Annotated in this window: 13 protein-coding genes; 9 read left to right on the top strand and 4 right to left on the bottom strand. The window is 39.2% G+C overall.

Going from position 1 to position 14390, the window contains the following annotated elements:
• The first annotated feature begins 38 nt into the window (after window positions 1-38).
• From LC454_RS25250 to rodA, 6 genes are all read left to right on the top strand, one after another.
• A complete protein-coding gene (locus tag LC454_RS25250) occupies window positions 39-1346 on the top strand; it encodes an NAD(P)/FAD-dependent oxidoreductase (RefSeq protein ID WP_223585205.1) in 1308 nt (435 codons plus the stop codon).
• Between the two features lie 451 nt (window positions 1347-1797).
• Window positions 1798-2820, top strand: a complete 1023-nt coding sequence (locus LC454_RS25245; protein ID WP_028071379.1) for a rod shape-determining protein — start codon at window positions 1798-1800, stop codon at window positions 2818-2820.
• Between the two features lie 92 nt (window positions 2821-2912).
• Complete coding sequence (gene mreC, locus LC454_RS25240) at window positions 2913-3755, top strand: rod shape-determining protein MreC (protein ID WP_223585204.1); 843 nt, start codon at window positions 2913-2915, stop codon at window positions 3753-3755.
• Window positions 3756-3798: 43 nt separating this feature from the next.
• On the top strand, window positions 3799-4266 hold the full coding sequence (locus LC454_RS25235; protein WP_223585203.1) for a rod shape-determining protein MreD: 468 nt from the start codon (window positions 3799-3801) through the stop codon (window positions 4264-4266).
• Between the two features lie 27 nt (window positions 4267-4293).
• The gene (gene mrdA, locus LC454_RS25230; RefSeq protein ID WP_223585202.1) at window positions 4294-6276 is read left to right on the top strand and encodes a penicillin-binding protein 2; all 1983 of its coding nucleotides are present in this window, start codon (window positions 4294-4296) and stop codon (window positions 6274-6276) included.
• Window positions 6269-7534, top strand: a complete 1266-nt coding sequence (gene rodA, locus LC454_RS25225) for a rod shape-determining protein RodA (RefSeq protein ID WP_223585201.1) — start codon at window positions 6269-6271, stop codon at window positions 7532-7534. The genes mrdA and rodA overlap by 8 nt, the downstream gene beginning before the upstream one ends.
• A gap of 28 nt (window positions 7535-7562) precedes the next feature.
• Here the strand turns inward: rodA and LC454_RS25220 are convergent, their stop codons facing one another.
• The 4 genes from LC454_RS25220 to LC454_RS25205 form a co-directional block, all read right to left on the bottom strand.
• The gene (locus LC454_RS25220) at window positions 7563-8417 is read right to left on the bottom strand and encodes a nucleoside phosphorylase (protein ID WP_223585200.1); all 855 of its coding nucleotides are present in this window, start codon (window positions 8415-8417) and stop codon (window positions 7563-7565) included.
• Entirely contained in the window at window positions 8414-9031 is a 618-nt protein-coding gene (locus tag LC454_RS25215) for an IMPACT family protein (RefSeq protein WP_223585199.1), read from the bottom strand. Before LC454_RS25215 ends, LC454_RS25220 begins: the two co-directional genes overlap by 4 nt.
• Window positions 9031-9843 carry an EamA/RhaT family transporter gene (locus LC454_RS25210; protein ID WP_410528672.1) on the bottom strand — a complete coding sequence of 271 codons (813 nt, stop codon included), beginning with the start codon at window positions 9841-9843 and terminating at the stop codon, window positions 9031-9033. The genes LC454_RS25215 and LC454_RS25210 overlap by 1 nt, the downstream gene beginning before the upstream one ends.
• 92 nt (window positions 9844-9935) lie before the next feature.
• A complete protein-coding gene (locus LC454_RS25205) occupies window positions 9936-10412 on the bottom strand; it encodes a thermonuclease family protein (RefSeq protein WP_223585197.1) in 477 nt (158 codons plus the stop codon).
• A gap of 541 nt (window positions 10413-10953) precedes the next feature.
• Between LC454_RS25205 and LC454_RS25200 the strand changes: the two genes are divergently transcribed.
• The 3 genes from LC454_RS25200 (at window position 10954) to aroA (ending at window position 14258) form a co-directional block, all read left to right on the top strand.
• Complete coding sequence (locus LC454_RS25200) at window positions 10954-11778, top strand: prephenate dehydratase (RefSeq protein WP_077437425.1); 825 nt, start codon at window positions 10954-10956, stop codon at window positions 11776-11778.
• Window positions 11779-11895: 117 nt separating this feature from the next.
• Entirely contained in the window at window positions 11896-13008 is a 1113-nt protein-coding gene (locus LC454_RS25195) for a chorismate mutase (protein WP_108636939.1), read from the top strand.
• Window positions 13008-14258, top strand: a complete 1251-nt coding sequence (aroA, locus tag LC454_RS25190; RefSeq protein WP_223585196.1) for a 3-phosphoshikimate 1-carboxyvinyltransferase — start codon at window positions 13008-13010, stop codon at window positions 14256-14258. The genes LC454_RS25195 and aroA overlap by 1 nt, the downstream gene beginning before the upstream one ends.
• Window positions 14259-14390 lie beyond the last annotated feature (132 nt).

Genomic DNA, 14390 nt, shown 5'->3' with positions numbered 1-14390 from the left:
TTCGATTGTACGAATTTTTACAACAAACTATTAAAAATATGCCAAGCAATAGTTCAAATAGAAAATTCCCAAGAGTAATCATTATTGGTGCTGGATTTGGAGGAATTGAAGTTGCTAAAAAGCTTAAAAATAAGGAAGTTGAAGTTCTCTTATTAGATAGAAACAACTTTCATACCTTTCAACCATTAATGTACCAAGTTGCTACTGGTACACTTTCGGCGGACTCAATTTCCTTCCCTGTCCGTAAAATGTTCAAAAATCAGGAGAACTTCCATTTTAGACTTGCCGACGTAAAAAGCATCGATAACGAGGCTAAAATTGTTAAAACCGATATTGGAGATTTTGACTACGATTATTTGGTTGTTGCCACCGGTGCAACGACAAATTTTTTCGGCAATCAGCAGATTACAAAATATGCCTTGCCAATGAAAAACATCCAGGAGGCACTTAATATACGTAGTTATGTTCTTCAAAATCTTGAAGAAGCAGTAATGATCCCTAATCCTGAAGATCGTAAGCCCAATTTGAACTTTGTGATCGTTGGTGGTGGCCCTACTGGGGTAGAGCTTTCTGGAGCTATTGCAGAAATCAAGAATAATGTACTGGAAAAAGACTATCCTGAATTAAAGAAATCAGAGATGTCTGTTTACCTGGTGGAAGGCCTACCAAAAGTGTTGGCTAATCTATCGGAGAAAGCATCAAAAAATTCCGAGAAATATTTAAAGGATTTAGGTGTTGAAGTACTATTGAATGTACAGGTAACCGGATACGATGGTAACTCCATTACCTTCGCAGATGGCAGAAGCATCGAAACAAAAACAGTCATCTGGGGTGCGGGTGTTGCGGGTCAATATCCGGATGGATTCAAAAAAGAAGTTATCCAACGTGGTAACCGTATACAGACAGACGATCAATGTCGTGTCATTGACATGCCGGGTGTTTATGCCATTGGTGACGTGTCTGCATTTATTACAGACGAGCTACCTCGTGGTTTACCGGGTGTAGCTCCCGTAGCACAACAACAGGGTGGATATGTAGCTAAACACATCCTTCAGACGATGTCTAATCAACCTACCGAAAAATTCAGCTATTTTGACAAGGGTTCAATGGCTACAGTAGGGCGTAACAAAGCTGTTGTTGATATGGGCAAAATTCACTTCAGTGGTTTCTTCGGATGGATGACATGGATGTTTGTCCACTTAATGTCCATTTATGGTTTTAGAAATAAGTTGATCACATTTGTAAACTGGACCGTGAAGTTTTTCACGAAAAACAGTGGTGTCCGCTTAATCTTCCATAAGTATGATGAACCTACGCCAGAAGAACAAGCGAAAACGATACAATAAAAGTCGATAAGTAAAGAATTGTAAAAGACAGGGTAACACTGTTTTTTCTGCAAAAAAAAGAATGCTATTATTTAATGAAAATAATAGCATTCTTTTTTTTTCCACGGCAACTAAAAACGATCGAAAGCTGACAAAAAAAATATCTGATATTAAAATTTGGCAGGCACTCCCAATATAGTTGTCAAAGCTACTATCCTGAGAATTTCAGTGATCATACGCATAGCAAAGAATTCAAAAACACATTTTAATTCCTGCTTACTATTGCTTCCAATAAAAAATAAGTTATTGTTAGACGTAACAATTGTAGATTATATTCGTTAAATTTAAAGACAGTTTTTTCCAGATAGAATTTACTTGCAGAATATAGTTTTTTTTGATGTAGAACCTCAAAAAGATTAATTTTTTTTGTGTAGGTTTGCATATTATTTTAATATAGCTTAAGGATTAGCAAATGGGCTTATTTAATTGGTTTACGCAAGAAGTTGCGATTGACTTGGGTACTGCGAACACCCTGATAATTCATAATGACAAAGTAGTAGTGGATGAGCCTTCTATTGTTGCATTTGACCGCACCACAAACAAAGTGATTGCCATCGGTCGACAGGCCATGCAAATGGAAGGTAAAACACACGACAATATAAAAACGGTACGACCTTTACGTGATGGAGTAATTGCTGATTTTACAGCCGCTGAACATCTGATCAGAGGGATGGTGAAATTGGTCAACAATGGTAAGAGTTGGTTTTTTCCATCCTTGCGAATGGTAGTCTGTATTCCATCAGGTATCACCGAAGTAGAGAAGAGAGCTGTACGCGATTCTGCAGAAATTGCAGGTGCCAAAGAAGTTTATCTGATCCACGAGCCGATGGCAGCTGCCGTAGGTATCGGTATCGATGTAGAAGAACCAATGGGTAACATGATTATAGATATTGGTGGTGGTACAACAGAAATTGCCGTCATCGCATTATCTGGTATCGTATGTGATCAGTCTATCCGTGTAGCGGGTGACAACTTTGATTCAGATATTGTTCAATACATCCGTAGACAACATAATATCATGATCGGTGAGCGTACTGCGGAAAAGATTAAAATTGAAGTTGGTGCGGCACTTCCTGAATTACAGGAACCGCCTGCAGATTTTGCAGTTCAAGGTCGTGACCTCATGACTGGTGTCCCTAAACAGATTACCGTTTCTTACACAGAAATTGCCCATTGTTTAGATAAATCAATTTCAAAAATCGAAGAGGCCATTTTAAAAGCGCTTGAAATTACTCCACCCGAGTTGTCTGCCGATATCTATCAAACTGGTATCTATCTGACTGGTGGTGGTGCATTATTACGCGGTTTAGACCGTCGTATTCAAGCGAAAACAAAACTTCCTGTACACATTGCCGAAGATCCTCTTCGTGCTGTTGTGAGAGGTACCGGTATTGCGCTTAAAAATATTGGTCGATTCAAATTCTTGATGCAATAATTAGCGTTCGATAATTAACAAGATTTTATTAAAGAGCGATATAATATGCAAAATTATTATATCGCTTGCTTATTAAATACCCACGATAAAAAATGAGAAACCTTTGGTTATTCCTGAGACGATATAATGCATTCTTTTGGTTTATCCTATTTTTTGGATTCTCATTATTTTTGATTATTACCAACAATTCGTTTCAACGCAACTCGGTGTTAAATTCGTCCAACAGTGTAATTGGCAACCTTTATGCAAAGGTAAACTCGTGGAAAAGCTACTTACATCTAGGTGAGACAAATGATGCTTTAGCTAAAGAAAACGCCCAGTTACGGAAAGACCTTCAAGCCTATAAATCAACGGATAGTATTAAAATCGGACCAGTACCGGTCATGGATAGCAGTGAATTTGGGCGTTACCAATTTATTATTGCAAATGTAATCAACAACAGTATCCATCAAAAAGCGAATACAATCACGTTGGATAGAGGTAGTAAAGATGGTATTGAAAAAGGGATGGGTGTCATTGCTCCAAACGGAGTCGTTGGTATTGTGTTAAATGTTTCGCCTAATTTTTCCACTGTACAATCATTATTACACCCTGATACCCGTATATCGGTTACCTTGGGCCGTAGTGAGATCTTTGGTTCCTTAGTATGGGGTAACAATATCGATTATCGCGCAGCGACGGTTAAGGAGATTCCAAATCATATCAAAGTAAACAAAGGCGACAAAGTCTATACTTCAGGGTATTCGGGGCATTTTCCAAAAGGTATTTTTGTGGGAACAGTTATTCAAACCGGTATTTCGTCTGGAGATGCATTCCTGGATCTTCGCATTCTTTTAAGCACCAATTTCTCTAATTTACAACATGTATATGTAGTAAAGGATTTATTAAATAATGAATTAAAAACATTGGAGGAATCGACTAAAGACAATGGCTAGGATTTTAATATTTAATTTTATTCGATTTATAGTCTTGATTGGAATGCAGGTATTTTTGTTCCAAAATATTGGCTATTATAACTTGGTTGCAGCGTTTCCTTATATTTTATTTATCTTTTTGCTGCCGACCGGAACACCCAATTTTCTGGTTTACCTGATTGCTTTTCTAACAGGCTTGACAGTTGATTCCTTTTACGATACATTGGGGGTCAACACCGCCGCATGTGTGGCTTTGGCTGCATTCCGAATTTTCTTTATGAAGATCACTCTTGAAGTAGAGGAACGGGACTCATTTCTTACACCAATGTTGGGGTTGATGAATGTGAGATGGTTTTTCTCCTATATCTTTTTTGGTACATTGATTCATCATACATTCCTGTATCTACTGGAATCTTTCTCTTTCCAACATATTCAATACACACTGCTCAGTATTGTTTTAAGTTGTATCTTTACAGTAATTATCATGCTGTTATTTAGCATATTATTCTACAAAAAGAAAGATCGATTGTAGTAGATCGGTGAATAGAAATTTATTTCTATGAATAGTTTTTTTGCTCGCAAGTACGTCGTTTCCGGAATCTTTGTTGCCATCGCGCTGACTTTGGTTGCCCGCCTATTTTATTTACAGATCATCGACGATTCCTATATACATTCAGCCAATAGCAATGTCATGCGAAAGGTCATCGTTTACCCTGCAAGGGGTATTATTTTAGATCGCAAAGGAAAAGTATTGGTACAAAATGAACCTGTGTACGACCTGATGGTTACGCCTCGCGAGGTCAAGGAGATTGACACTGCTTTATTTTGTAAATTAATTGATATTGACAAAGAAGGCTTTATTAAACGGATGGATAAGGCTCGTGCCCATTCCCCATACAGGGCATCAATTTTTGAAAAACAACTATCCGTCCGGACTTGGGCACAATATCAAGAATATCAATATCAGTTTCGTGGATTTTATGTTCAAAAGAGAACCATCAGAAGTTATCCCGATAGTATTGCTGCTCAATTTTTGGGCTATGTCAGTGAGGTAAACGATAAAGATATTGAACGATCCAACGGGTTTTACCGAAGTGGTGACTATATTGGAAGAAGTGGTGTTGAACGCTCCTACGAAGATCTGATTCGCGGTAAAAGAGGAGTCAACAATTTGATGGTGGATGCGCTGAATCGTCCCAAGGGAATATTTATGGAGGGGAAATACGATACCTTGGCCGTTGCCGGTGAAGGATTAGTTTCTTCCTTAGATAAGGATCTTCAAATATTAGGTGAAAGCTTAATGAAAAATAAGCTCGGCTCTATTGTTGCCATTGAACCTGCAACGGGGGAAATCTTGGCCTATGTAAGTAGCCCGAGTTATAACCCCAATCTGATGGTAGGTCGTCAAGTTGGCAATAATTACATGAAATTATTGAATGACGAAACCAAGCCCCTTTTTAATCGTCCTATTCAAGCCTCGTATCCTCCGGGATCCGTTTTTAAGGTTGTTTCAGCCCTGACAGCACAGCAAGCTGGAGTAATCGACCGCAATACGGTATTTTTCTGTCCGCACGGTTATAGCTATGGTGGTGGACGTGGCTGGATGGGCTGTACCCACTATCATGGATCAACGACCTTACAACGTTCTGTCGCAGTTTCCTGTAACACATACTATGGGTTTACTTATGCAAAGATGATCGATGGCCGTGGTCTTTCCGGCCCGAAAGCTTACGACCTCTGGCGAAATGCAGTCACGCAGTTTGGAATCGGACACAAATTGGGAATAGATCTACCAGGAGAAAAACCGGGATTATTGCCCACATCTGAGTTTTATACAAAACGATATGGCAATGACAAATGGCGTTCAAGTTTCAATATCTCCCTCTCAATTGGTCAGGGAGAGATGGGTATAACACCGTTACAAATGGCCAATATCATGGCTATTGTAGCCAATAAAGGTTTTTACTATAGACCGCATCTCATCAAGGGTATAGGCGCGCAAAAAATCGCTAAAAAGGAATTTACAGAAAAGATCAGTGCTGGGGTAGATGAAAAATATTATCCAGTAGTCATCCAGGGGATGAGCGACGCAGTAAACACACCTGAAGGTACAGCCTGGTCGAATCGTATCCCGGGTATTGAAATGTGTGGAAAAACAGGGACGGCACAAAATCCACATGGAGAAAATCACGCGGTATTTTTTGCATTTGCACCACGTGAAAATCCGAAAATTGCCATTGCAGTATTTGTCGAAAATGCTGGCTATGGCGGAACTTGGGCTGGCCCGATAGCCAGTATGATGGTTGAAAAATACCTGAAGGATACCATTACGGCACCAAAATATATTCAGGATCGAATCTATAAAGCAAATTTTCTTCCTGCACCAAAGAAGGTAATAGATCCCAAAAGTAAAGATGCCAAGAAAGCGGATTCGATCAAATCAAAAACAGATACTGTTAAATCAAAACGACAATTAGCTGCATTGGTAAAACCAAAAGAAACAATTGTTCACCATAGTGAGGTAAAAAGAAGATATGAATAATCAAAAAAATAGTTTCTTTGGAAAAATAGATTGGTTAACAATCATACTCTGGCTTTCACTCTGTCTGATCGGTCTATTTAATATTCGTGCGGCTGTATTTAATCCGGAAATGCCTGGTTTTTTCACTTTAGGAACCAACTATGGAAAGCAGTCACTCTATCTGATATCAGCGATTATCCTCGGCATATCCATCTTGATTATCGATGCCAAATTTTTCAGTTCGGCCTCACCCATATTTTATGGTATAACAGCCATACTCCTTGTCATTGTTTTGGTTGTGGGCCGAAATGTCGGCGGGAATCAGGCCTGGATTGATTTGGGATTCTTCCGGCTGCAACCGTCCGAGTTTGCCAAACTCTCCACTTGTTTGTTGCTGGCCAATTTTTTAAGTGCCCAGAGCAATAAAGCCCCCACTATGCAAACACTGGCTATGGGTGCAGGTATTGTACTATTTCCGGTATTCTTGGTTATGCTACAGCCCGACACCGGTTCTGCATTGGCTTTCTTCTCCTTAATTTTCGTTTTTTACCGCGAGGGTTATGTGAACAATGAATTACTGATCTTTGGTGGCCTGTGCATCTTGCTTTTTGTTTTAGCACTGCTATTCAATCCATGGATTCTTATTTTAGTCCTGGCGGCTATTATTGGATTTTTTATGTGGAGTTTTCGAAAAAAGAGGAAATATATTATTAATCTCAGTATCCTTTTTGCAGCCTGCACTGCATTTATATTATGTGTCGATCTGGTTTACGACCATGTATTACAACCGCATCAGCGTGACCGAATCGATATCATTTTGGGCAAAACAGAAGACCTCAAAGGAAAGGGTTATAATTTGAACCAGTCCAAAATTGCCATTGGATCAGGCCAATTTTGGGGAAAAGGCTATTTACAGGGAACGCAGACCAAATATAACTTTGTTCCCGAACAAAGCACTGACTTTATCTTCTGTACCGTAGGGGAAGAATGGGGCTTTGTAGGTTCGGTAACATTAATTGCTATCTATCTCACACTGCTCTTGCGCATCATCCATATTGCAGAACGACAGCGTTCGGCTTTTGCCCGAATATATGCCTACGGCGTGGCCTCTATCCTATTTTTTCACTTGTTTATCAATATCGGAATGACCATAGGAATCATCCCTGTCATTGGGATTCCATTGCCTTTTGTCAGCTATGGGGGCTCTTCACTCTGGAGCTTCACGATACTGCTCTTTATCATGCTCAAATTTGACTCCAATAGAAAAGGAGTCGTATAAGTTGCATTTGGTACTGGGAGAGATTTTTCTAAATCCTTTCCAGTACCAGTTGAATAGCCTTTTCCACTACCGCTTCAGGATTTGCGGAAAATTCTCCCGCTACCCTACTTGCTAAAATGGCATTAATGGATAAAGCCTGATGACCGAACATGTTCGCCAGCGCATAGATACCAGCAGTTTCCATTTCCAGATTGGTCAAACGGAAATCGTTATGCCGAAATGAATTTACCAAAGAAATCAGATCCGGGATCGCATTATCTGACCGCAGACAACGCCCTTGTGGTGCATAGAATCCTGGTGCTGTCAATGTCATCCCTTTTGGTAGATCAAAAGCAATTCGATCCAATAAACGCTCTCCGGCCCTTGCTACATAAGGCTTTAAACTCAATTGTGGAAAATATCGAATTAAAGCCTGCTGGATATTCAGTTCAATCTCATCGTAAGGCTTTTGGTAGAATTGCATCAACGCATCAAAACCAACCCCATATTGCGAAGCCAGTATACTTCCCATTTCAACATCCGTCTGTACAGCACCAGAAGTACCGATACGAACGATATCCAAAGAGGTCAGCTCGCTTTTCACAACCTTATGCTGAAAATCAATATTCACCAACGCATCCAATTCATTCAATACAATATCAATATTGTCTGTACCTATCCCTGTAGAGATCACGCTCAGCCGTTTAGTCCCAATATATCCTGTATGGGTGATAAACTCACGCTTTCCCTTTTTGAGTTCGATACGGTCAAAATATTTCGACACCTTGGTCACACGGTCTGGATCTCCAACTGTAATGATCGTATGGGATAAATCTTCTGGCATTAAATTCAAATGGTAAATACTTCCATCTGAATTTAAAATGAGTTCTGAATTGTTTATCATATCGTTCTTAAATAATTCAATTGACAACCTTCAATTTTCGAAAAACGCTCCACGACACGGTTTACCTGCATTTTGCGTACCTCAAATTCCAGATAGCAATTATTGTCAAATTCCTGCTTTTCGATTTCCAGTCCTTCTTCCTTAATAATACGCATAACATCATTCATATTTAGATAATCAAAGGTTAGCCCATAACTATCATTAACTGTTAGTTCGATTATCTGAGCTTGATCCAAGGCATCCTGCGTAGCCGATTTATAAGCATTAATCAAGCCTGGTACGCCCAACAATGTTCCACCGAAATAACGGACGACAACGACGATTATATTTGTAATATCTGCTGAGAGCAAAGCATTTAAAATAGGACGCCCCGCGGTGCCAGAGGGTTCACCATCATCGTTTATGCGAAATACATTACGATCCGGAGTCAGCCGATAAGCCCAACAGTGGTGTCTTGCTTTCGGATGTAGGGATTTCACCTCCTGTAAAACATCTTTCAATTTCTCCTCAGATTTAAAAGGGAATGCGTAGGCAATAAATTTGCTTCCTTTATCTCTAAAAATTCCCTCATAGTTTGCATCGATCGTTCGATAAGTATCTTCAAATAAACTCACTAATATGCGATAATTAAAACTGAAACAATGGAAAGAACTATCCCCAGGTAATTCAACCATGAGAGTCTTTCTTTAAAAAATAATACACCCACCAAAGCACCCAGCGAGATAACGCCAATATTCATTCCAGTAAATACGATGGAAGGATTCTCCGGTAATGCCCGATGAGCTTTCATATAAAATAATATATTACAAAAATTGAAAGCGCCTAAAATCAGGCCATAGACGACCGCTCTAGGTGAAAAGGTCTGCTTTTCCACAAAAATAAAATAGCCTAACAAACCAAAGGCAATCAGAATGGCCATAACAAAGATAATAAACATCGAACTGACATAAGGTATCGTCACATGCAATGCCACCTGCTTAAAAAGAATATCAATAATCCCCATACCAATAAAAACAAGCAATGGGTAAAGACTATTTTTATACCCTGTATTTGACTGCGTTATTGTGGGAAGAGATTTTCGCCAACCGATGGAACATATTATCGCCAATAAACCTACCCCTATTCCTAACAGTTTATTTCCCTGTAGCTTTTCGTGGAATAAAAAAAACGCTGCCAGTAACGGAATAAATAAAGACAGTCGCTGGGCCACCTCCGTTTTTACCAAACCACTATAACGGATAGATAACGCAATAAATACAAACATCCCCGGTAATAGTACAGCCAGTGCTGTGTACAGCGGGAAGGGTAAGGCCGTCCAGCTAATTTCCTTTATTTCGGGCCGTAATATAAAGTAGGTCAAAGCAACCGCCATAGGATAATTCCAGACGATCACTTGTTTTGTTTCTACGCCATACTGTTTTGCCAATTTTAATAATACGGCTACAGTTACGCTGCAAATAACACTTATGAGGACAAAAATCATTATTCTGTTACTAAATTATTTCCAAAACCCACAAATTACTTCCAAAGCCCACGCTTAGCCTGACGTGCCTGTCGTTCTAATTTCACAAAAAAATCAGCATACTGAACATTCGGTGTCAGGGTGTAAGTCACAGCATATCCTTGTTCGACCAACTCCGCATTTACAAATTTCTCCCTAAGATACACATAAGCGAGAAGTCTTCCATAACGATCCTTTTTACCGACATCAAATACCAGCTTTACATTTTTTCCAGTCAACATAGCTTGAAGATGCTCTTTTGCCTCCACGCCATAGTAGCCAATCTCTTTTCGCGCTGTTCTCCTTGTTTCGGGAGCATCAATCCCAATCAACCGTACCCGCTCGCCTTTTTTACTACCATTTTCAATTACAAATGTATCTCCGTCGATTACTCGCCGTACTTTTACATACCGTTCCTCCCCTTTATAAGAAAAACCTAAAAACAAGAAACAGATGATAATGGTACTCACCAAAAAATTAAATCGCTTTAGCATAAAAATCAAATTTGCGCAAAGTTAATAAAATACTTTCTCAGCAAACAGCGTATAAAACACAACATATTTCAACAAAAAAAACACTATTTTTAATAAAAAAACACCTTAAAAAATAGCTATTTTTAATATGTTTTTTATGTTAAAAAATCATTAAAAAAATAGACATAAAAAAGACAACAAAAACAATAAATCACTATATAAAAGGAAATTACAAAAACAAAACACTTCAATAAATCTAAAAAAAACGTTTATTTTTAATAAAAAAAAAGCAGTAAAAAACAACCAAAAACACACCCATAAATGATATATTTTATATGAAAAAAATTATTTTTTCTTTGATATTTCAAAAACATTCGTACATTTGAAATGTCAAACAACACAAGGATGAACAGATCATATACATATTTCTATTTTAACTTCTTTTATTTTAAAAATAAGGGCCGGGATTAGATTGTGTATACATTAGAATATAACAAGAAAGAGTCCCGGTTTAGATCATCGGGACTCTTTCTTGTTTAAGGGCAAAATAGCAACAAAAAAAATGAGTTTAAAAATTGCGATACAAGGAGCAAAAGCTTCATTTCACGAGGAAGCAGCATTTAAATATTTTGGACGCGAGGTCGAGATTGTTGAATGCGATTCATTCAAAAAAACCTGTGAATTGCTTAAGCAAAGAAAAGTAGATTACATTGTTATGGCGATTGAAAATTCAATTGCGGGTAGCCTGCTACCAAACTACAATCTGCTTCGGGATTATAAATTTCATATCACTGGTGAAGTCTATCTCAACATTCAACAGAATCTGATGGTATTGCCCGGTGTTAAATTGAAAGACATCAAACACATCGAATCACATCCGATCGCAATCCGTCAATGCGAAGAATTTCTTTCAGAGCTGGAAGGTGTACGTATTACCGAAGGATCCGATACGGCAGCTACTGCAAAAATGATCGCTGAACGGAAATTAACCGATACAGCTGCTATTGCAGGTACCTTAGCCGCTGAAATTTATGGGCTTGAGATTTTAGAGAAAAGAATCGAAACCAATAAAAAGAACGCAACACGTTTTCTGGTTCTTTCGAATGAGGTGGTTGAACACAAAAATGCCAATAAAGCATCTTTATCGTTCCAAACAGGGAATACGGTTGGTTCCTTAGCGACAATCTTACAGTGTTTTGCTGAGCAAAATATCAACCTGAGCAAGATTCAGTCTATGCCTGTTATCGGAAAACGCAACGAATATGACTTTTTCGTTGATGTTGAATGGAAAAAACAATCAGACTATGAAGCTGCGATCCGAAAAGTACTCAAACATAGTATCAATTTCAATATTATGGGCGAATACATCAAAAACGAGAAACTATAATCAACAATTTAATAATTATAAAACAATCAACTTACCCTGAATCTGTTGGAGCTATAAAGACTTACAAAACAAGCATAACAGCTTAACAGACTCAAATACCTTTAAAAATTTATTCCGATGAAAAATACATTAGAAATCACTCCTTTGAAATCATGGTTGGATACTGGAGACAAACCTTTAATTATCGCAGGCCCTTGTAGTGCAGAGACAGAAGAGCAATTGGTATCTACAGCGCATCTATTGGCGAACACTGGAAAAGTAAATATCTTACGTGCAGGAATCTGGAAACCACGTACTCGTCCAGGTGAATTTGAAGGTATCGGTTCCATTGGTTTGGAGTGGTTGAAGAGAGCGAAAGAAGAGACTGGTTTATTAACAGCTACAGAAGTTGCGACAGCAAAACACGTTGAAGAAGCTTTAGCAGCTGGTGTTGATGTACTTTGGGTAGGTGCACGTTCAACTGCAAACCCATTCACGGTACAAGAAATTGCTGATGCACTACAGGGGGTAGATGTACCAGTTTTCGTAAAAAACCCTGTTAACCCGGATTTATCGTTATGGATCGGTGCTTTGGAGCGTATCAACCGTGCGGGCATCAAAAAATTAGGTGCTATTCACCGCGGATTCTCTTCTTACGAGAAAACAGCATTCCGCAATGAGCCGATGTGGGATTTAGCCATCCAGTTAAAAACTGCTTGTCCTAATTTGCCGATCATCAACGACCCTAGCCACATTTGTGGTAACCGCGAATTGTTACCGTACATCGCACAAAAAGCAATGGATATGGATATGCAAGGTTTGATCATCGAATCACATATTGATCCTTCTGTTGCATGGACTGATGCCAAACAACAAGTTACGCCAGCAGCCCTAGCAGAGTTGATTAATCATTTAACATTACGTAAAGCTGATTCTGACAACCCTTCATTCGAGGATAAATTAGCCGAATTACGTAGTAACATTGATAAATTGGATGATTTAATTATCCAAAAAATCGGCGAGCGTATGAAAATTGCAGAGAAAATCGGTGAATACAAACGTGATAACAATGTGACGATCTTACAGGTAAACCGTTGGGATGAGATTGTCCAAAAACGTACAAAACTTGCTGAAGCACTTTCTTTGGGCAGTGAGTTTGCAACAAAATTCCTAGAATTAATTCACAACGAATCTATCCGTAAGCAAAACGCGGTAATGAATTCACAGGAACAACCTACAGCAGAAGCATAATGAATCAACAAGTCATCAAGCTGACGCACCCATCAAAAAAAATAAAAGGCACGGTTCAATTGACAGGATCAAAATCCGAGAGCAACCGTGCTCTTATTATTCACTCGTTGAGCAAGGGGCAGGTTGATATAGCGAATCTTTCCGAGGCTGCCGATACGGTTACGCTAAACCGTGTATTGCAGATCGCATCAGACCCTCAACCTGGATACAACACGATTGACATCGGTCCGGCTGGTACAGCAATGCGCTTTTTAACGGCCTACCTAAACCTTGTTCAAGGAAACTTTATCCTTACAGGGACCGAACGCATGCAACAACGGCCAATAGGTATATTGGTTGACGCCATGAAGACAATCGGCGCTGACATTCATTATGAAAAAAAAGCCGGCTATCCGCCCCTAAAAATAGAAGGCGGCTTATTTCAAGGAAAGAACCGTGTTCGGATAAAAGGCAACATCAGTAGCCAATACATCTCTGCGCTACTATTAATTGCTCCCGCATTGAAAAAGGGACTTACATTGGAAATCGAGGGCGAACTGACTTCCAGACCCTATGTATCCATGACCCTCGATATGCTAAAAAGCGTAGGCATACAGCATGAGTGGACAGCGAATGAAATACATATTGCCCCACAGACTTTTTCAAAAAGCACGATTTATGTGGAGCCAGATTGGAGCGCAGCTTCTTACTGGTACGCTATTGTAGCGCTGGCAGAAGACGAAGCATCTATTGTCTTACCAGGGCTTAAAAAAGACAGTTTGCAAGGAGATATTGCAATTGTCGATATCATGACCCATTTTGGCGTGCAATCCAGTTTTGAAGCCGATGGCTTGCACCTTCATAAAACGGGAATAGATTCGGAAAAAATAGTATTTGATTTCAAAGAATGCCCCGATCTCGCGCAGACTGTTGTCGTTGTCGCTGCAGCTTTAGGTCGTGATGTTTCATTTACAGGTCTTGAGACATTAAAGATCAAAGAAACGGACCGAATCGCAGCTCTCCAGACTGAAATAGCAAAATTTGGCGCTGAATTGATAGCAGACAATGAAACCTATCATCTTAAAACAGCACTGGTATTCCAGCCAAAAGAGGTGACCTTTGACACTTATGAGGACCACCGTATGGCAATGGCGTTTGCGCCCCTTGCATTGGTATTTGACCAGATCAAGATTGCGGAGCCAATGGTTGTAGAAAAATCGTATCCTGATTTCTGGAAACATCTGCAGGCTCAATCTTTTATCATTGACTAATATTTAAAAATCCGGGAGATATATGCTCCCGGATTTTACAACCTATATACACGCTATTAATAGCTTTAATGGCAACGAAAGAAATACGACCCACAGACAGACGCAGTCATGATTGAAAATAATCAAAATTGA

Source organism: Sphingobacterium sp. GVS05A, assembly GCF_019969845.1.
Lineage (GTDB): Bacteria > Bacteroidota > Bacteroidia > Sphingobacteriales > Sphingobacteriaceae > Sphingobacterium.
The sequence above is the reverse complement of the archived record's forward strand: the minus strand, read 5'-3'. Positions and strand labels throughout refer to the sequence as shown.